The organism is Pseudazoarcus pumilus (genome assembly GCF_002872475.1).
Classification (GTDB): domain Bacteria; phylum Pseudomonadota; class Gammaproteobacteria; order Burkholderiales; family Rhodocyclaceae; genus Pseudazoarcus; species Pseudazoarcus pumilus.
Window position 1 is genome coordinate 2,961,681 of record NZ_CP025682.1, and the last position, 19,177, is coordinate 2,980,857.

General features: G+C 68.9%; 18 protein-coding genes. 7 read left to right on the forward strand and 11 right to left on the reverse strand.

Features of this window, described 5'->3' with window-relative positions:
• Positions 1-153 precede the first annotated feature (153 nt).
• Positions 154-738 carry a Spy/CpxP family protein refolding chaperone gene (locus C0099_RS14500; protein ID WP_164084947.1) on the forward strand — a complete coding sequence of 195 codons (585 nt, stop codon included), beginning with the start codon at positions 154-156 and terminating at the stop codon, positions 736-738.
• 63 nt (positions 739-801) lie between these two features.
• Here the strand turns inward: C0099_RS14500 and thrH are convergent, their stop codons facing one another.
• The 3 genes from thrH to C0099_RS14515 all read right to left on the reverse strand — a co-directional run bounded on the left by thrH (position 802) and on the right by C0099_RS14515 (position 4,780).
• Complete coding sequence (gene thrH, locus C0099_RS14505; RefSeq protein ID WP_102248086.1) at positions 802-1,410, reverse strand: bifunctional phosphoserine phosphatase/homoserine phosphotransferase ThrH; 609 nt, start codon at positions 1,408-1,410, stop codon at positions 802-804.
• 58 nt (positions 1,411-1,468) lie between these two features.
• On the reverse strand, positions 1,469-2,761 hold the full coding sequence (locus C0099_RS14510) for a DUF2254 domain-containing protein (protein ID WP_102248087.1): 1,293 nt from the start codon (positions 2,759-2,761) through the stop codon (positions 1,469-1,471).
• An 87-nt stretch (positions 2,762-2,848) separates the two neighbouring features.
• Positions 2,849-4,780 carry an ATP-binding cassette domain-containing protein gene (locus C0099_RS14515; RefSeq protein ID WP_102248088.1) on the reverse strand — a complete coding sequence of 644 codons (1,932 nt, stop codon included), beginning with the start codon at positions 4,778-4,780 and terminating at the stop codon, positions 2,849-2,851.
• 110 nt (positions 4,781-4,890) lie between these two features.
• Here C0099_RS14515 and C0099_RS14520 point away from each other — a divergent pair, with 110 nt between their 5' ends.
• Positions 4,891-6,303 (forward strand): hypothetical protein, encoded by a 1,413-nt coding sequence (locus C0099_RS14520; RefSeq protein WP_123785279.1) that lies wholly within the window; start codon positions 4,891-4,893, stop codon positions 6,301-6,303.
• A gap of 15 nt (positions 6,304-6,318) precedes the next feature.
• Here C0099_RS14520 and C0099_RS14525 read toward each other — a convergent pair whose 3' ends face one another.
• The 4 genes from C0099_RS14525 to C0099_RS14540 are packed head-to-tail and all read right to left on the reverse strand — an operon-like array spanning position 6,319 to position 10,946.
• Positions 6,319-7,380: an FAD:protein FMN transferase gene (locus tag C0099_RS14525; protein ID WP_102248090.1), complete on the reverse strand. Its 1,062-nt coding sequence runs from the start codon at positions 7,378-7,380 to the stop codon at positions 6,319-6,321.
• Positions 7,377-8,324, reverse strand: coding sequence for a glutathione synthase (gene gshB, locus C0099_RS14530; protein ID WP_102248091.1), 948 nt, complete (start codon positions 8,322-8,324; stop codon positions 7,377-7,379). The genes C0099_RS14525 and gshB overlap by 4 nt, the downstream gene beginning before the upstream one ends.
• A gap of 23 nt (positions 8,325-8,347) precedes the next feature.
• Positions 8,348-9,643 (reverse strand): glutamate--cysteine ligase, encoded by a 1,296-nt coding sequence (gene gshA / locus C0099_RS14535; RefSeq protein ID WP_102248092.1) that lies wholly within the window; start codon positions 9,641-9,643, stop codon positions 8,348-8,350.
• 34 nt (positions 9,644-9,677) lie between these two features.
• Positions 9,678-10,946, reverse strand: coding sequence for an Eco57I restriction-modification methylase domain-containing protein (locus C0099_RS14540; protein ID WP_102248093.1), 1,269 nt, complete (start codon positions 10,944-10,946; stop codon positions 9,678-9,680).
• 116 nt (positions 10,947-11,062) lie between these two features.
• Between C0099_RS14540 and C0099_RS14545 the strand changes: the two genes are divergently transcribed.
• Entirely contained in the window at positions 11,063-11,812 is a 750-nt protein-coding gene (locus C0099_RS14545) for an SDR family oxidoreductase (protein WP_102248094.1), read from the forward strand.
• 13 nt (positions 11,813-11,825) lie between these two features.
• Here C0099_RS14545 and C0099_RS14550 read toward each other — a convergent pair whose 3' ends face one another.
• The gene (locus tag C0099_RS14550; RefSeq protein WP_102248095.1) at positions 11,826-13,379 is read right to left on the reverse strand and encodes a bifunctional aminoglycoside phosphotransferase/ATP-binding protein; all 1,554 of its coding nucleotides are present in this window, start codon (positions 13,377-13,379) and stop codon (positions 11,826-11,828) included.
• A 97-nt stretch (positions 13,380-13,476) separates the two neighbouring features.
• Here C0099_RS14550 and C0099_RS14555 point away from each other — a divergent pair, with 97 nt between their 5' ends.
• A complete protein-coding gene (locus C0099_RS14555; RefSeq protein WP_102248096.1) occupies positions 13,477-13,947 on the forward strand; it encodes a FixH family protein in 471 nt (156 codons plus the stop codon).
• On the opposite strand, the gene C0099_RS14560 is transcribed toward C0099_RS14555, so the two are convergent.
• Entirely contained in the window at positions 13,931-14,764 is an 834-nt protein-coding gene (locus C0099_RS14560) for an amidohydrolase family protein (protein WP_164084948.1), read from the reverse strand. The genes C0099_RS14555 and C0099_RS14560 overlap by 17 nt on opposite strands.
• Positions 14,765-14,922: 158 nt before the next feature.
• On the opposite strand from C0099_RS14560, the gene htpX reads away from it, so the two are divergent.
• Genes htpX through C0099_RS14575 form a run of 3 tightly spaced genes read left to right on the forward strand, consistent with a single transcriptional unit; the run spans position 14,923 to position 17,499 of the window.
• Positions 14,923-15,804, forward strand: coding sequence for a protease HtpX (htpX, locus tag C0099_RS14565; RefSeq protein WP_102248098.1), 882 nt, complete (start codon positions 14,923-14,925; stop codon positions 15,802-15,804).
• A gap of 37 nt (positions 15,805-15,841) precedes the next feature.
• A complete protein-coding gene (locus C0099_RS14570) occupies positions 15,842-16,831 on the forward strand; it encodes an amidoligase family protein (protein WP_102248099.1) in 990 nt (329 codons plus the stop codon).
• The gene (locus tag C0099_RS14575; protein WP_102248100.1) at positions 16,816-17,499 is read left to right on the forward strand and encodes a gamma-glutamyl-gamma-aminobutyrate hydrolase family protein; all 684 of its coding nucleotides are present in this window, start codon (positions 16,816-16,818) and stop codon (positions 17,497-17,499) included. The genes C0099_RS14570 and C0099_RS14575 overlap by 16 nt, the downstream gene beginning before the upstream one ends.
• A gap of 13 nt (positions 17,500-17,512) precedes the next feature.
• Here the strand turns inward: C0099_RS14575 and C0099_RS14580 are convergent, their stop codons facing one another.
• Together C0099_RS14580 and phnN are read right to left on the reverse strand one after the other, a co-directional pair.
• The gene (locus C0099_RS14580; RefSeq protein ID WP_102248101.1) at positions 17,513-18,367 is read right to left on the reverse strand and encodes an EamA family transporter; all 855 of its coding nucleotides are present in this window, start codon (positions 18,365-18,367) and stop codon (positions 17,513-17,515) included.
• Positions 18,368-18,381: 14 nt separating this feature from the next.
• Positions 18,382-18,975, reverse strand: a complete 594-nt coding sequence (gene phnN, locus C0099_RS14585) for a phosphonate metabolism protein/1,5-bisphosphokinase (PRPP-forming) PhnN (RefSeq protein WP_102248102.1) — start codon at positions 18,973-18,975, stop codon at positions 18,382-18,384.
• Between the last annotated feature and the right edge of the window lie 202 nt (positions 18,976-19,177).

The window sequence follows — 19,177 nt, forward strand, 5'->3', positions numbered from 1 at the left end:
GCCGGGGCACGGCTTTGTATCCCAGCGTATCGCAGTCAGTACCGGACAAAGAGCGCTGCAACAAGGCCACCTGCGGACAAACGCCGCTTACATCGCGGTGATGCAATGGCCGTGTCGCCCGAACCCGGGCGCCCAACGCAACAGGAGTACACCATGAAGACCTGGATCAAGACCACGCTCGCCGCCTCGCTGATCGCCGCCACCGCAGCCGGCGCCGGCACCGCACTGGCCCGCGGCGGCGACTGCGCCGCACGCGGCAGCGAAGACCGGCCGCACGCCCAGCGCATGGCGCCCGAAGAGCGCGCCACGCACATGGGCGAGCAGGTGGAACTCAAGCTCGCGCGCCTGGAACTGGCGCTGGCACTGACGCCGGAACAGCGCCCCGCCTGGGACGCGCTGGCCGCCACCGTGCGCGCCCGGACCGGCGCCATGGCCGAGCGCATGCGTGAGCATCGTGACGCCGGCCGGCCCGACACCGCCGTCGATCGCATCGCCCGCATGGAGCAGATGAGCGGGCGCATGCACTCGGCCAGCGGCGAGCTCCGCCAGGCCGTCGAGGGCTTGTACGCGAAGCTGTCCGACGCACAGAAGATCGTCTTCGACGCCGACTTTGCCCTGCCCGGCCACGGCCGCTTCGGCCCGCAGGCCAGGGGCTCGCGCGGCGAACACCACGGCGACGGCGCGCGCCACGAACAGCGTCGTCACGGCGGCCACGAGCACGGTCACGGCCGCGGCTGAGCAAGCGTCACAAACGCAACGGCCACCCCGAGGGGTGGCCGTTTTTCGTCGCGCCGACCGGCTTCAGGCGCGCGCGAAGGCCGCGTCGATTTCGGCGCGCAGCGCTGCATAGTCGTTCGTCACCGGATACTGCGGGAACTCGCGGATGACGTTCTCGGGCGGATGGAAGAGGATGCCGCCGTGAGCCTCGCCGAGCATCGCCGTGTCGTTGTACGAGTCGCCCGCCGCGACCACGGTGAAGTTCAGTTCCTTGAAACGGCGCACCGCCTCGCGCTTCTGGTCGGGCATGCGCAGATGGTAGTTCACGACCCGGCCGGCCTCGTCCGCCTCCAGACTGTGGCAGAACAGCGTCGGCCAGCCGAGCTGGCGCATGAGCGGGTGAGCGAACTCGTAGAAGGTATCGGACAGGATCACCACCTGGTAATCCTCGCGCAGCGCGTCGAGGAAGGCGCGTGCACCGTCCATCGGCGCCATCGTCGAGATCACTTCCTGGATCTGCGGCAGGCCCAGCGACTGCTGCGCCAGGATGTCCAGACGATAGCGCATCAAGGTGTCGTAGTCCGGCTCGTCACGCGTGGTGCGGCGCAGCTCCGGCACACCCGCGCGCTCGGCGAATTCGATCCAGATTTCGGGGACGAGCACCCCTTCGAGGTCGAGGCAGACGATCTTCACGTTCGGGCCTTGTGTTGGGAAAAAAGAGCGCGCGATTGTAGCACCGCGGCGGCACCGCTCATCCGCGCTCGCTGCCACGCATGCCGCGCTCGACGCCTTCCTCGCCGACTTCGGCGGCCAGGCGCCGCAACAGGGTCTTGTCTTCGTCGAGCGCGAGCGCGGCCTCGGCGTGCGCGCGGGACAGGCGCGCCAGGCGCATCGCCGGCTCGCGGAAGTTCGCGCCCATGCGCGCGAGCATCGCCAGTGCCTTGAGCAATCGCATGTGCACTTCGACCAGCGACGCGCCGTCGCGCGCGATCGGCGCGAACACGTCATTGAAGAAGTCGCCCACGTCCAGCGTCGGCACGTGCACCCGCGGGCACGGCACCTCGTCTCCCGGACGACCGTCGAAGTCGGCGCACGCGGCAAGCGCGCGCACCGCGCGGCCGATGACGTCGATCGCGGTGGCCGGGTCGTTGACGGCGGGCGATAGCGCGCGCGAGGCGATCTCGGCGAGCACCGACAGGCCGAAACGCGGGTCCTGATAGAAGGAGCGGCCGTTGTCGACGACGAAGGCATCGAGCAAAAGCCCGGCGCCGTCGTCCGTGTCGTCTCCGGTGATCCATGCCACCGGCCGGCTCGGCTCGACATAGCTGCCTGGCACGGCAACGACGTAGATCTCGCCCGAGTGAGCCTCGGCCCAGTCCTGCAGCACACCCACGTCGATGTGCTGCACGTAGCCGATGCGCGCATCGAACAGCGCCGTCGCATTCTCGGGAATGTCGTCCGGGTCGGCCAGCAGGCGCGCACCCAGACAAGGCGCCTCGACCCAGTTGGCGAGTGCCTCGCTCGCGGCCTCCTCTACACGGCGCGTGGTGTCGTCGACGCGGCCGAAGGCCGACAGGTGCTGGATCCAGCGCAGCAGCGTGACCACGATCAGCACGATCACCCCGATCGTGAACACGAACAGGGTCACCCGCCCCTGTTCGCCATACAGTTCGGTGGCCAGTGCGACGATGCCCAGCAGCGCGAACAGGAAGCTGCCGATGAAGGTCGCCAGCACGTTCTGCGTGGTGGTGTCCTCGCGCAGCAGCCGGGTTGCGCGCGGCGTGACCTGGCTGGTCGCCGCACCATAAGCCGAGACCATCGTGGTCAGCGAGAACGTGGTCACGGCCAGCATGCTGCTGGCCAGAATCGACAGGATGTCGTCGACCGATCCGGCGCCGATCATCGCCGCGAAGTCGTCCGGGATGCGTTCGCGAAACAGGCCGGCCAGGCCGACGGCGACGACGGCGAGCAGCGAGATCAGCGCAGCGCGCACCCACAACCTGCGCGTGAACTGCATCCACACCCATTCCCAGCGCGAGGTCATGGCATTACTCCGGATTTCGGTCCCAGCGGCGATTCTTCGTCATCCGCGCGCGCAATACAATCGCCGCGCACCACGGAGGGGCGCTTTTCAGTCGGCCGGCATCGCCTCCAGGCGTTCCTCGATGTCGAGCCAGCGCGCCTCGGCCTCGTCGATGCACGTGGCCAGTTCCGCCTGGCGTTTGAGCAAGGCCTCGAGGTCGGCCGAAGGCGTTCCGCTATAGATGGCCGGATCGGCCAGGCGTTCGTCGATCTGCTTCTTCTCGCGGTTCCAGGCCTCGAGCTTGCGATCGAGTTGCTCACGCTCCTTGACCAGCGGGCGGCGTTCCGCGAGGCGTGTCTTGCGCTCGGCCGCGGCCTGGGCGCGATCCGCCTTGCGTGCGGCCTTGTCGGCCGCCTGATCGGGACACTTGTCGGCGGCGGCCGCCTCGGCGCGACGCGCGCCGAGCCAGTCGCGGTAATCGTCCAGGTCGCCATCGAAGTCGCTCACGCGCCCGCCGTCGACAAGCACGAAACGGTCGCAGGTCGCGCGCAGAAGCGCGCGGTCGTGCGAGACCAGCACCATGGCGCCGTCGAACTCCTGCAGCGCCAGCGTCAGCGCATGACGCATTTCGAGATCGAGGTGGTTGGTGGGTTCGTCGAGCAGCAGCAGGTTGGGCCGGCTCCAGATCAGGATGGCCAGCGCCAGACGCGTCTTCTCGCCACCCGAGAAGGCACCGCAGGGGGCGGTGGCAGGCGTCGCCGTGCCGCCCTCGCCGTCGCCGCGAAAATCGAAGCCGCCCAGATAGTCGCGCAGGTCCTGCTCGCGCGCGGCCGGGTCGAGCCGCATCATGTGCGCCAGCGGCGATTCGTCCGGGCGCAGCGTCTCGAGCTGGTGCTGCGCGAAATAACCGGTGGCCAGCCCCTTGCCCTCGCTGCGCGTGCCAGCCGTCAGCGCCAGATGACCGGCGAGCAGCTTGATCAGTGTCGACTTGCCCGCGCCGTTGCGCCCGAGCAGGCCGATGCGCTCGCCCGGGCGCAGCTGCATGCGCAGCCCGGCGAGCACGGTGGTCTCCCCGTAGCCGGTCGCGCCCTCCTCGATCTGCAGCAACGGATCGGGCGCCGGCGGCGCGTCGCGGAAGGCGAAGGTGAACGGCGAGTCGACGTGGGCCGCGGAGATGCGCTCCATGCGTTCGAGCGCCTTGATGCGGCTCTGCGCCTGACGCGCCTTGGTGGCCTTGGCGCGAAAGCGGCGCACGTAGTCTTCCATGTGCGCGATCTCGCGCTGCTGGCGCTCGAACATGGCCTGCTGCTGCGACAGACGTTCGGCGCGCTGGCGCTCGAAATCGGAGTAGCCACCCGAATACAGCGTCACGCGCTGGTTCTCGATGTGCAGCACGTGACTCACGCAGGCGTCGAGAAAGTCGCGATCGTGCGAGATCAGCACCAGCGTGCCGCGATACGAAGCCAGCCACTGCTCCAGCCAGATCACGGTATCCAGATCGAGGTGGTTGGTCGGCTCGTCGAGCAGCAGCAGGTCGGAGCGGCACATCAGCGCCTGCGCCAGATTGAGCCGCATGCGCCAGCCGCCGGAGAAATCCGACACCGGCCGCGCCAGATCGGTCGGCAGGAAACCCAGACCGTCGAGCAGCGCGGCCGCGCGCGCATGCGCCGCATAGCCTCCTATCTCGCCCAGACGCGCGTGCAGCTCGCCGATGCGCGTGCCCTCATGCGCAGCTTCGGCTGCCGCCAGTCGCGTCTCGATCCCGCGCAGCTCGGCGTCGCCGTCCATGGTGTAGTCGAGCGCACTGCGCGCCAGCGCCGGCGTCTCCTGGGCGACATGGGCGACCGTCCAGCCGGGCGGCATCTCCAGGTCGCCCTGATCCTGATGCAACTCGTCACGCAGCAGCGCGAACAGGCTGGACTTGCCGCTGCCGTTGGCGCCGGTCAGGCCGACGCGCCAGCCAGGGTGAATCTGCAGGCTGGCACCTTCGAACAGGGTTCTGGCGCCGCGAGCGAGGCGCAAATTGCGAAACTGGATCACGTGGACCGCATGCAAAGCGAGGCAAAGGCGGTATTCTATCGGTCTTGGACGCTGCGGTCCCGATCGGACCGCCCCGACCGCGTGCGGAACCCACACCTCACGGACCCATGATGCCCAAACGCCTACTGCTCGCCGTCCTGCTCACCCAGGCCCTGTTCGCCGCCAACGTCGCCTTCGCCGACGAGGAATCCGAAGCCGTGCTCGAGCGCGCACGGGACCTGATCGAGCGCGGCGAGGCCCTGCGCGAGAAGGCCGAGGCGCGCTTTCGCCGCGCCGAGGTGATCTGCTACAAGGTCTTCCTCGTCAATTCCTGCCTGAGCGCAGCGCGCGAAAAGCGTCTCGAGATGATCCGCGAGGCACGCGACCTGGAGATGGCCGGCAAGCGCCTCGAGCTCGAGGAGAAGCGCCGCCAGGCCGAAGCACGCGGCGCGCCATCGACGCTCGAGGACCGCCCCGTCCCGCAGCCCACCGAGATCCCCGCCGCCGAGCCTGACCCGGAGGCGGAGCGCGTACGCGAGGAACGCCGTCGCGCCGCCGAGGAGGCCGAGGCACGCGCCGCCGAGGAGCGCGCCCGCCGCGAGGCCGAGCTGGCCGAGGAAATCGAGCAGCGCGAACAGCGCCTGAAGGAAGCCGAGCCGGCGCCCGAGGCGGATGAACTCGCTCCGCTGATGACACCCGAGGAAGCCGATCGCCTGCGCGAGGAGCGCCGCCGCGCCGCCGAGGAAGCCGAACGTGCCGTCGAGCCCCCCGGCATGGAAGAGGCGGAGGCCGAACGCTTGCGCGAAGAGCGCCGCCGCGCCGCCGAAGAGGCCGAAGCGCGCGCCGCCGAAGAGCGCGCCCGACGCTTCGGCGAAGACGGCGAAACCGAAGCGGTGCCGGAACAACCGGTCGCGACCCCGGCGGACCCTGACAAGCTCACGGTGGACCCGGCGCTGATTCCCGACAGAACGCCGGATCCTGCTGCGGAACGCGAACCCAGGCCTGCACCGCAACCCGTTCCGACGCCGCAGCCGAAACCCGAACCGGCGCCGATGCCCAAAGCCGCTCCCGAACCCGCGCCGGCGCCTGCACCCAGGCCCGAGCCTGCGCCCGTGCCGGCACCGGCGCCGACGCCCGAGCCCAAGCCCGAACCCGCGCGCAAACCGGAGGCCGCGCCGATGCCCGAGGCGGTGCCGACCCCCGAGCCGGCGCCCGCGGCACCGACCCCTCCCCGACCCGAACCCGAGCCACTGCCCGAGGCACCGCCTGCGCCGACCGAGCCACCCGGACTCGACGACATCACGCCATCGCAGCTTCCGGAGCCCCCGGCCGAGCCCAAGGCCCTGCCGTTGCCAATGCCCGCGCCGGGCGAGGAGGCGCGCCTGGCCAAACCGCGCACGGGTGGCGCCAATCCGGGCTACGGCATGCCGCTCAATCCGCCCGAGTTCGAGACCGAACCGGCCACGGTGATGCCGGTTCCTACGCCGCACGACGAGGTGGTGCCGCAGGAAGAGGAAATGAAGCCGCTGCTGCCCGGCAACTGAGCGCCGACGGCGCGTTCAGTCGACGACGCGTACCGGGCCGACGCCGGACGGAATCTTGAGCCGCGCGTTCAGTTCGCGCGTGACCTCGATGCGCCCGTCGTCGGCCACGCGCAGGCCATGCTCGATGTCGTAGGCGCGCAGGTAGCGCAGCCAGTCGTCGCCGGCGATGAACGGCGACTTGCTGGCCGCATCCGACCACGTTCCTGCGCGCTCGCGCGGCGTGACCAGCACGGTCAGCGCCTGCGTACCCTCGGCCGGATAGCCGGTGCGCGGATCGAGCAGGTGGGAATAGCGCTCACCGTCGATCTCGAAGAAGCGCTGATAGTCGCCCGAGGTGCCGATGGCCTCGCCGTCGTATAGCGGCAAGGTGGCCAGCGGGCGCGGCTCGCGCGGATGCTGGATGCCGATGCGCCACGGCAGGTCGCCCTTGCCGCCCAGCGCCATGACGTTGCCGCCGATGTTGATGAGCGCATTGCCCACACCCATCTCGCGCAGGATGGCCGCCGCCCGGTCGAGCGCATAGCCCTTGGCATAGCCGCCCAGATCGATCTGCACCGCCGGGTTCTCCGTACTTACCGTCGTGCCGTCGATGGTCAGGTCCGACATGCGCGGACGCGCCTCCAGCACCGTTTGCAGCGCGTCGGCGTCCGGCAGTTCCGGCTCGAACTCCTCGTCGTGAAAGCCCCACAACGCGATCAGCCGACCCAGCGCCGGATCGAACAACTCGTCGCCGCGCTCGGCGATCTCGGTCGCGTCGGCCAGCAGCGTCGCCAGCTCCTCGGACACCTCGGCCGGATCGCCCTGCGCGAGCGCCTCGTTGAGCCGTGTGACCTCGGACGGCTGCCAAGCGTGCAGCGCATGGTGCAGGCGGTCGAACTCCTGCAGCACGGCGGCCATCGCCGCCTCGGCCTGCTCCTGCGAGTTTCCGTAGACGGTGAGGTCGACCCGCGTGCCGAAGACGTAGGCCTCCTGCTGGAACAGTTGCGGCCGGGCGCAGGCGGTGAGCAGCGCGACGAGCAGGCAAAGCGCGACCGCGCGGGCCGCGGCTCGCGGGCGGACTGCGAAGGGAAGGCTCATGCGCAGGCCTGTTCGAGCTTGTCGACGAACAGGGCGGCGACCTGGAAGTCGCTCTGGTCCTCGATTTCTACGAAACAGGTGGGGCTGGTGACGTTGATCTCGGTGAGATGCCCGCCGATCAGGTCGAGCCCCACCACCATCAAGCCGCGCTGCCACAGGATGGGCGCGAGATGCTCGGCGATCTCGCGCTCGCGTCCGGTGAGCGGCATCGCCACACCACGCCCGCCAGCAGCCAGATTGCCGCGCGTCTCGCCGGCGGCCGGGATGCGCGCCAGCGCGAAGGGCACGACCTCGCCGCCGATGATCAGCACGCGCTTGTCGCCCTCGGCGATGCCGGGCAGATAGCGCTGCGCCATGATGGTGCGCGTACCCTCGTGGGTGAGCGTCTCGAGGATGACGTTGCGGTTGGGGTCGTCGGCACGCACGCGAAAGATCTGGCTACCCCCCATGCCGTCGAGCGGCTTGAGCACCACGTCGCCGATCTCGTCGATGAAGCCCTGCACCTCGGCCGGATCGCGCGCGACCAGCGTGGTCGCGCAGAAATCGGGAAACTCGGCGATCGCCAGCTTCTCGGAGTGGTCGCGGATCGCGCGCGGGTCGTTGAGCACGCGCGCACCGGCCGCCACGGCACGCTCGAGAAGCCAGGTGGCGGTGACGTATTCGAAATCGAAGGGCGGGTCCTGGCGCATCACGACTGCATCGAAGTCGGTCAACGGCGCCTCGGCGCAGTTACCCGGCGCATACCAGGGGCTGTTCTCGACCGACAGCCGCAATTCCAGCGCCCGCGCGCACACCATGCCGTCGCGCCAACACAGGCCTTCGCGGCCGATCGCGAAGACCTCATGACCGCGCGCAGCGGCCTCGCGCATCATCGCGATGCTCGAATCCTTGTAGGGCTTGAGGTGGTCGAGCGGGTCGAGGATGAAGGCGAATCGCTTGTACATGACGTATGTCCTCAGAGCATGCGCTAGTCGGCGAGATCGGCCTCGGCCGGCTCGGTTTCCTCGATCTCGACCGAAGCGGCCAGCAGCGCCAGGCGCGCGACCACGCCGTAGGCATAGAAGCGATTCGGCGGGGCATCCGGCGCCTGGCCCAGATCCGGCAGACTGCAAAAGGTATCGAAGGCCAGCGGCTCGAAATGCATGCCCGGCGCGTTGAGATTCTCGTCGCGGCCGCGCTCGGTATGCACGCGGTAGAAACCACCCACGACGTAGTGGTCCATCATGTAGACCACCGGTTCGGCGACCGCGTTCTCCAGTGTCTCGAAGGTGTGCACACCCTCCTGGATGATCACTTCCTGCACCTGCATGCCTTCCTTGATCACCGACATCTTGTTGCGCTGGCGACGGTTCAGCCCGACCACTTCGGAAGCGTCCTTGACCGTCATCACGCCCATGCCATAAGTGCCGGCATCGGCCTTGACGACGACGAACGGCGTCTCGTCGACGCCGTACTCCTTGTACTTGGCGCGGATGCGCGTGAGCAGCGCATCGACCTGGGTCGCCAGGCATTCCTCGCCCGTGCGTTCCTGGAAGTTGATCTCGCCGCAGGTACGGAATTCCGGGTTGATGCGCCACGGGTCGATGCCGATGACGTCGGCGAACTCGCGCGCGACGCGATCGTAGGCGGCCGCATGCTGCGACTTGCGCCGCACGTGCCAGCCCGCGTGCAGCGGCGGGATCAGCCACTGTTCGTCGAGTCCGCGCAACACGTCGGGAATGCCGGCGGACAGGTCGTTGTTGAGCAGGATCGCGCAGGGGTCGAAGCCGGCCACGCCCAGCCGGCTGCCGCGCCGCTCGAGCGGCTCGAGCGTGAGCTTCGCGCCGTTGTCGAGCTCGATCACGGTGGGTTCGGTGATCTCGGGCAGCAGACTGCCCAGGCGCACGTTCAGCCCCGCCAGCGACAGGATGGCCACCAGTTGCGCGACGTTCTGCAGGTAGAACTGGTTGCGCGTGTGGTTCTCGGGAATCAGCAGCAGGTTGCGCGCGTCGGCACAGATGCGCTCGACCGCGGTCTGCGCGGCCTGCACGCACAGCGGCATGAACACTTCGTTGAGGTTGTTGAAGCCACCCGGAAACAGGTTCAGATCCACCGGCGCGAGCTTGAAGCCGGAATTGCGCAGATCGGTCGAGGCGTAGAACGGTGGCGCGTGATCGCGCCACTGCACGCGCATCCATTGCTCGATCTCGGTGGCGTGGTCGAGGAAGCGCGACTCCAGCTCCAGCAGAGGGCCGGTCAGCGCAGTCGTCAGATGAGGAACCATGAGGGACTCTCGGGCAGGGGAATCGCGACCGCACTCATGCCGCACGGCCGGTCTGAGAGGCCGATTCTACACCACGCCCCGCGGGCAGGAACGGCGCGAACGAGGCCGGCAGCGGGGCATTTTCGAGGCTGCGCTGAGTGAACAGATAGCGCCCGTCGCAGACGAAGCCCAGCCCCGCCCAGTCGACGCCGTTGAGCGCCGCAGCAAAGGCGGCCACGTCCACGTCCGGGTGGTGCGGAAAGAGCGCAAGCACCGCGCCGTCATAGGCGGTGCACGGATGTACGAAGAACGGATTGGGGGTGCGCGTACGACTGTTGACGTAGACTCGCGCGCGCTCCGAGCGGTGATAGCCGCGCCCCCAGCGCCACCAGTTGGATTCGTCGAAATTGCGGATGCGCCGCGCCAGCAGCCGTTCGCGCGCCGGGAGCAGCACGGCCGGCGGCGGCTCTCCTGGCTCGCACCAGATCATGCGCCGCGTGCGCCCGGTGCGCACCGTCTCGGCGCAGACGAAATCGCGGTTGCCATGCACCTCGTCGGCATATACCGCGTCCAGCCCCGACACCGCCCCGACCTTCACGGCGGCCACATCCGACAGGCGCAGCGGATAGTCCTCTCGCGCGAACATCAGGTGGCCGGCGCACTCGACCAGATGGCGCTTCTGCCAGCGCGGCGCGGCCAGATCCGGCGCATCGCCGCGCGTGCCCACATCGGCGAAGCGCACGCGGCGGTCGAGCGCCCCGCGCTCGAAGCGCCAGATCAGGCAATTGGGCAGCGCATCATCGAACAGGCGCGCATCACCCAGTTCGATCGCGTCGGTGATCGTGCCCTCGACGAACAGCCGCCGGTTGAGCGCCACCGCCGAGGTCGACTTGAGGAAGTCGCGCGGCGTGATCAGGATCAGCTCGCCGCCCGGCGCGAGATGACGCAGACACTTGGAAATGAAGTACAGGTACAGGTTGGCGCGCGCATCCAGCCCTTCGCGGTCGAGCCGCGCGCGCGTGGCCTCGGGGATGTCGCGGTAGCGCACATAGGGCGGATTGCCGATGATGGTGTCGAAGCGCTCGGACTCGGGATACGCGAAGAAATCCGCATTGAGCGCACCGGCCGGACAGTGCGTGGCGTCGAGTTCGATCCCCACCGCATCGGGCAGGTGGCGCAGGAAGGCACCGTCGCCGCAGGACGGCTCGAGCACGCGCCCGGTGTTGCGCCGCAGTTCCAGCATCGCGCGCACCACGGCCGGTGGCGTAAACACCTGACCGAGCGAGGCGACATCGAACACACGCGGGGGGTACGGCAGATTCATCGGAAAGCGGCCAGCCTCGGGCATATGTAAGGCCGGAGTTTAGCGTACGCCGCCCCCGCGCAGCGCCCCCGTGTGTCGATAGAATGGGCCCCATTCTTCACTTGTGGAGCAACCGCATGAACCCTCTCGCCCTCGTCACCGGCGCCGGCACCGGCATCGGCCGCGCGCTCGCCCTGCGCCTGATCGCACGCGGCTGCGACGTGCTCGCACTCGGGCGTCGCGCCGCGCCGCTCGAATCGCTCGTCGACGAACACCCGGGACGCGTCGCGACACTGGCGCTGGACGTGTCCGGGCGCGAGGCGCCGGCACGCATCGTGGCCGCGCTCGGCGAGCGCACGCTGCGCTTCGTCGTGCACAACGCGGCGACGCTGGAGCCGGCCGGGCCGCTGGAAAAACTCGACCGCGGCGCCTTCGCCGCGCATCTGGAAACCAATCTCGCCGCACCGCTGTTCGTCACCCAGGCGCTGCTGCCGCGGCTCGAGGCCGGGGCGCGCGTGCTGCACATTTCCTCCGGCGCGGCGCATCGCGCGCTCGCCGGCTGGGGGCCGTACTGCATGTCCAAGGCCGCGCTGCACATGCTCACGCAATGCTGGAACGCGGAACTGGGTCCGCGCAACGTGCTCGTCGGCAGCGCACGGCCGGGCGTGGTCGACACGCCGATGCAGGAGACCATCCGCGGGCTGACTTCGGAGGACTTCCCGGATGTGGAAGCTTTCCGCCGCATGAAGCGCGAGGGCGCGCTGCTGCCGCCCGAGGATGTGGCACGCTTTCTCGCGTGGATGCTGCTCGACGCCAACGCCGAACAGTTCGCCGGCGCCGAGCGCGATATCCGCGACGCCGACATCGAACCATTGTGGCGGGCCTAGTCGCGGCGCACGATCAGCCCGCTTCGAGCCGCTTCAGCAGCGCGTCCCAATCCACGTCACGCGAAGTGTCGATTTCGATGGTGACGGCGCGCTCATCGTCGGCGATCGGCTCGCGCGTGGCGAGCTGGTGTTCGAGCACGGTCACGTCTGCATCGGCCGCATCCGTTCCTTGGTCGGCCCGTTTCGCGACCCGTTCGCGCAATACCTCGGGCGGCGCATCGAAGGCGAGGATCACGAAGGGAACGCCCAGCTCGGTCGCCAGCACGTCGAACTGGTCGCGCTGCGCGCGCTTGAGGAAGGTCGCGTCGACCAGCGCCGGACGGCCGGCGGCCACCACCACACGCACGATGTCCTCGAGTCGCGCATAGGTGCGTTTCGTCATCCCGGGGCTGTACAGGCCTTCACCGACCGCGGCCGTGGCGCGTTCGCTCGCCGCGAGACCGGCCAGACGCTTGCGCTCGACGTCCGAGCGGATGCGGATCGCACCGCAGCGCTCGACCAGCACCCGTCCCTGCGTGCTCTTGCCGGCACCGGACGGGCCGCTGGCGATCCACACGTGCCCGGCCCGCGGTTCGATGCGCGCCAGCGCGTAGTCCAGGTACATCGCAAGCTCGTCGCGGCAGGCGCGCGCGGCCTCGCCGCGCTCCTGACCCATGCGGATCGCCGCGACCTTGGCACGCACCATCGCGCGATAGACCACGTAGTAGCCCAGCAGGGCGAGGCCTGCGTAATCGCCGGAGGCCTCCAGATATGCGTCGAGGAAGCGGTTGGCCAGATCGTCGCGACCGCGTGCCTCGCAGTCCATGACGAGAAAGGCGATGTCTGCGACGACGTCGTTCCAGCGCAGTTGCGGGTTGAACTCGATCCCGTCGAACAGGCGCGCGCGCCCGTCCAGCCACACGATGTTGGCCAGATGCAGGTCGCCATGACACTCGCGCACGAACCCGCCCGCGAGCCGTGCGTCGAACGTAGCCGCCAGACGCCGCGACTCGCCCGCGCTCCAGGCCTCGAGCCGGTCGATGCGCTCGAGCAGCCCCGACTCCACGACCAACTCGCGCATCTGGTCGAAGTTCTGCTGCACCGGGAAGACAACCGCCTCGGCCGCGCCGAACTCCCCGCCGGGCCGGGCGACATCGGCACTGGCGTGGAACTGCGCGACGTGATGCGCCACCGCCTCCATGTGCTCGCCGCCCAGGCGACCGGCATCGAGCAGGCGCGCAAACAACGCGGACTGGTCGAAACGGCGCATGCGCACGGCGAACTCGTCGGCACCATCGGGCGCGCACAGTTCGGGCACATCGCCGTCGCGGATGCCGACCACGGCCTCGTAGATCTCGGGCGCACTGCGCCGGTTCAGGCGCAATTCCTCCTCGCACATCGCGCGACGGCGCTCGGGCGTGGAGTAATCGAGAAAGCCCAGGTCCAGCGGCTTCTTGATCTTGTAGGCATGCTCGCCAGCGAGCACCACCCAGGAGGCGTGGGTCTCGATGCACTCGACGTGCTCGGCCGGATGCGGGAAGCGGCCGTGCCCGGCCAGGCGGGCAGCGATGGAGGGCGAATCCGTCATGATCTCGGGTCGTCGCGACAAAGCCCGATTGTAGCGGGCAGGACAGCGCCGCCGCGACGCGCTACGCTTGGCACTCCCACGTGCAACGGAGCCTCTCTTGGCTGGCAACAACAACACGGCCCGCATCATCGCGGGCCTTCTCGGTCTGGTCTTCCTGCTGCTGATCCTCGCCTTCGTCACGATGGCACTGATGCCGCGCGACGAGGTGCGCATCAACGCCATCGGCCCGTTCGGCCCGACAGCCGGCGCCGAGCGCGGCGGCGTGCGCTTCGCGGGTGCGATCCATGTGTGGGAGATCAACGGCCATGTCGCCATCGACGCCGCGCGCAACGCGACCGTGACCGCACACCTGCGCGGCCCCAACGGCCAGCCGCCCGGCGCCGGGCTGGATCTGAGCGCCGCCTTCAATCGGCCGGACGGCGACGCCGCGGCGATTCCCGCGCGCCTGCGCCGCAGTGGCCCCGGCGTCTATTCCGGTGCGGCCGCGCTCCCCGCCGACGGGCCGTGGCAGCTGCACCTGAAGGTGCCGGAAGTCACCGGCGTGATGGCCTTCACGGTCGACCCCTGAGCCAGGGTGCGAACAGCGCCTCGGCATTGCGCCACAACATGCGCTCGCGCAGTTCGGGCGACAAGTCCGCCGTCCAGCCACGGATGCTTGCGACGACCTCGCCGTAGTTGCGCCAGCGGTTGGTACTGAAGGTGTCGACGGCGACCACGAAACGCTCGGGATGGGCCTCGAACAGCGCCCGCCATTCGGGCAGCAATTGGCCGTCCGGTGCGATGCGCTCGTCACGCACCGAAGTGTCCACCCACAACGCGCGCCCGGCGTGGCGCTCGAGCGTGCGCCCGACCAGCCCCGGCGTCGGCACCGTACCCAGGTGCGCCCACAGCACGCGCAGCCCGGGGGCGATCTCGAAGGCGCGGTCGATCACCTCCGCATCGCCGTGAATCAGCAGCATCAGGCCGTGCGCGTCGGCCAGCCGCACCAGCGCGGCGAACACCGGGCTGCCGGCGTCGCGCGCGAACAGGTGCAGCTCGCCGATGCCGGCCCACTCGCCCTCCGCCAGACGCGCCTCGACGCGCGCGGGCAGATCGGCGTCGTGCATCCACATCGCCTTGCCCAGATGACTGGCATACACACCGAGCAGCGGAACGACGCGATCGGGCGCATGTTCGTGCAAGCTCAGCACGGCATCCCAGGGCGTGCCCGAGACAACGAGATGCGACACGTTGGCCGCATCCAGCGCGGCAACCACCTGCTGCGGCGACAGCGCCTCGGCATTGTCGGCGGTGTAGTGCGAATGCGCGTCGAGCATCGGCGTGGCGAACACCGGCGCGCCGATGATCAGGCTCGCCCAGCACAGGATCGGGATCAGTTTGCTCATGCCTCGTACCCAGTACCCCAAGGCAGTGCCGGACGCAAGCACGGACGGGAACGAAGCGCACCCGCGACGGACAAAGCAGCGCATACCCAAGCGGTCGCAATCGCGGCATCATTGCGGCGTCGCGCCGCGCGGCGCATCTTCGGCAGTGGAAAAAGAACATGAAACGCATCGCCCTCTTTCTCGCCACCAACCTGGCGATCATCGTGGTGCTCAGCATCACGCTGCGCCTGCTCGGCTTCGAACGCATCCTCGACGAGCAGGGCGTGAATCTCGATCTGAACTCGCTGCTGATGTTCGCGGCGGTGTTCGGTTTCGGCGGCTCGTTCATCTCGCTGGCGATCTCCAAATGGACCGCCAAGCGCATGACCGGCGCGAAGGTGATCGAGCAGCCGGGCAACGAAGTCGAACGCTGGCTGGTCGAGACCGTGCGCCGCCAGGCACAGCAGGCCGGCATCGGCATGCCCGAGGTGGCCATCTTCGACGCGCCCGAGCCCAACGCCTTCGCCACCGGCATGAATCGCAACGCCGCGCTGGTGGCCGTGAGCACCGGACTGCTGCGCGCCATGAACCCCGACGAGGTCGAGGCGGTGCTCGCGCACGAGGTATCCCACGTGGCCAACGGCGACATGGTCACGCTGGCGCTGATCCAGGGCGTGGTGAACACTTTCGTGATCTTCCTGTCGCGCGTCATCGGGCACCTGGTCGACCGCGTGGTGTTCAAGACCGAGCGCGGCCACGGGCCGGCGTTCTGGATCACGGCCATCATCGCCGAGCTGCTGCTGGGCATCCTCGCCAGCATGATCGTGATGTGGTTCTCGCGCCGGCGCGAATTCAGCGCCGACGCCGGTGGCGCCAGCCTCGCCGGCCGGCAGAAGATGATCTGCGCACTCGAGCGCCTTGCCGGCTCGCGCACCGAGCCGTTGCCCGACAAGATGGCCGCCTTCGGCATCGCCGGCCTGCGCGGCGCCGGCATCAAGCGCTTGTTCATGACTCACCCGCCGCTCGAGGAGCGCATCGCCGCGCTGCGCGGGATGCGCTGAAACAGGGCGTCCATGCGCCTCCGGTACACTGACGCCCATGGACGCCACCTCACACACACTGCCGCTGCCGCCATGGCGCAGCAACCCCCAGGGCCAGCCACGCCGCATCGGCGTGGAACTGGAGATGAGCGGGCTCACCCTCGACGCGCTCGCACGCGCCGCGGCTGACTACCTCGGCACCGAGATCTCCGTCAAGGGGCGGTACGAGCGCACGCTGCGCGGTGATGCGGCGGGCGACTGGACGATCGAACTCGACTTCCACCTGCTCAAGACCATGGGCCAGGAAGATCGGGCGCCGGGCGACCTGATGCAGTCGGCCGAGGACATGCTCGCCTGGGTCGCCGAATCGCTGGTGCCGCTGGAGATCGTCAGTCCGCCGCTGCCGATGAAACGCCTGGGCGAAGTCGAGGGCCTGATCGCGCGCCTGCGCAAGGCCGGCGCCAAGGGCACGGGAGATCACCCGGTCAACGCCTTCGGCATGCAGTTCAATCCGGAAGTCCCGAGTGAGGACCCGGCCACGCTTCTCGCCTATCTGCGCGCCTTCCTGTGCCTGTACGACTGGCTGGTGCGACGCGCGGACATCGACCTCACGCGCCGCATCACCTCCTACATCGACCCCTTTCCGGTCGACTATGTGCGTCTGGTCACCGCACCCGGTTACGCGCCCGATCTGGCCGGGCTGATCGACGACTACCTGTACTACAACCCCACGCGCAATCGCGCGCTCGACCTGTTGCCGCTGTTCTCCCATCTCGATCCGGAACGCGTGCGCGCGATCACCGCCGACCCGCTGATCAAGCCGCGTCCGACGTTCCACTACCGCCTGCCCGACTGCCGCATCGACCGCCCGGACTGGGGCCTGCATCTGGCCTGGGGCGACTGGCTGCAGGTCGAGCGCCTGGCCGCCGATCCCGAGCGTCTGGCCGGCTGCTGCTCGGATTTCCATGACTTCATCTCGCGGCCGGCGATCGAGCGCTGGCTGGGCGACTGGGCCGACGAGGTCGAGGGCCGATGGCTAGACCTGTAATTGCCATCACCGGTCCGCAGCGTGGCGCCTTCGGCCCGCGCACGCTGGTCGCGCTGGCCGTTCGCCTGTATGGCGGTCGCCCCTTGCAGCTGCGCCCCGGCGACGCCGGTCGCGTGCATCGCTTCGACGGCGTCGTCATCACCGGCGGGCACGACGTGAACCCGGTCCTGTACGCCGCCGCACCCGAGGTCGAGCCGCGCTACGACGAGGCGCGCGATGAACTCGAAGTGGCCATCATCGACGAAGCGCTGGAGCGCCGTCTGCCGCTGCTCGGCATCTGTCGCGGCGCGCAACTGCTCAACGTGCGTCTGGGCGGCACGCTGTTCCAGGAACTGAAGTCGCGCCGCCGCAGGACGTCCAACCGCTGGACGGTGCTGCCGCTCAAGACCCTGTGCATCCGCCCGGGCACCGTGCTCGCACGCCTGATGGGCGAAGGCACGGCACGCATCAACAGCCTGCACAATCAGGCCATCGACCTGTGCGGACAGGGCCTGCAGATCTCGGGCACCGATCTCGACGAGCTTCCCCAGGCGATCGAAAAGCCCGACCACGGCCCGCTACTGCTCGGCGTGCAGTGGCATCCGGAATTCCTGATCTTCATGAAACGGCAGCGAGCGCTGTTCCGGGCGCTGGTCGAATCCGCCCGCGAGACGATGCAGCGGACCTGATCCGCATACGCAGTCAGCGCGCCAGTCCCACACACACGATCCCCGCCGTAATCACCGTCACCGCCGCCAGCCGGGTGCGCCAGTGGGCACGCTCGCCGAAGGCGAAGATGCCCAGCAGCGTGGCCAGTACCAGGCCTGCGTTGGTGAAGGTCACGACGTAGGCCGCGGGCAGGTATTGCATGGCGTGGATCACCAGCGCATAGGAAGTGCCGACAAACACGCCACCGGCGGCGACGGAACGCCAGCGCGGACGCACCGCCGGCACGATGCTGCCGGATTCGCGCAGATTGGCGAGGCTGAGCGCCGTGAGGCTGAACAGGAAGCAGGCCGACACCATGCCCAGCTGGCTGCCGAAAGTCGGCAGGTACGCGACGGCGACCTTGTCCGAGAGCGAGTAGATGCTGGTGCACAACGCTGCCAACGCGGCCCACGGCAGCGCGTGGCGCGGCTCGCCCTCGCGCGCGGTCCAGCCCAGCCACACCAGCCCGACCACCGACACCAGAATGCCTGTCCAGCCGAGCGCGGACAGCGATTCGCCGAAGAACAGCACGGACCACAACGCGATGAGCAACGGCGAACTGCGCGCGATCGGATACACCAGCGCCACGGGCGCACGACGGTAGGCGCCGCGCAGGCCGGTGAAGTACAAGGCGTTGGCAACGCCGGTGACGACCATCGCGGCCACCAGCGTGGTGCTCCATTGCGCGTCCTGCGCCAGCCGCCACAGCGACCACGGCCCCAGCAGCACCAGATGGCCGGCCACGCCCCACCACAGGAAGTTGCTGCGCGGGTCGGTGTGGCGCGCAAGCAGATTCCACGACACGTGCATCAGCACGGAAAGCCCGATGGCGGCGAGGGCGATGGACATGAAGGCGCGACGCCTCAGGCGCGGCGTGAGTGCCGCATCACGCCATGGCGACGCACGAACACGTCGAGCAGGGCGTCACCTGCTTCGGACAGTTCGCCGTCATTGTGGAACAACTCCAGCGCCGGGTGCTCGGGCCGCGGCAGGGCGCGGTTGCGTGCGATGCGGGCGCGGATCTCGGCAGGCGCCTCGCGCCCGCGGGCAATCAGTCGCTCGGCCAGCACCTCATCAGACACCTCGATCAACACCGGACACAGCGTCGGATAGCGTCGCGCCGCCTCATCCAGATAGGCCCGTGAGCCATTGACGACCACGTCCAGCCCGGCCACCAGCCAGGCGTCGATCTCGACTCCGATGCCGTATTCCAGACCGTTGGCCCGCCAGTGCAGCGCGAACAGGCCGGACTCGAGCATGCGCGCGAATTCGGTCGGAGATACCGCCACGTGCTGCTCATCGCCGGCGTCGGCCTCTCGCGTGATGTAGCGGCGGGCAAAACGCACCGGCGCGCCGCCGATGCGTTCGCGAGCGTACTCGATCAGGCTGTCCTTGCCGGCGCCCGATGGGCCGATCAGGTAGAACAAGCAGCCGGGTGGGGGGAGACTCGCGTCCATGCTTCCAAGCCTACGCTAGCGATGCTGCGCAAGCATTACATCGTGTGCGATCACATCGCTCAAGAATGCACATTGCGCGGGAATGCACGCGAGGAAACGGTCATCACTCGGTGGCAATCCACACCACGACAGCACGCCGCGACGAACGCCTCGATCGTCGCCAGCTCTGTCGAAACGCCCGCATCCCGAACGACTACAGTAT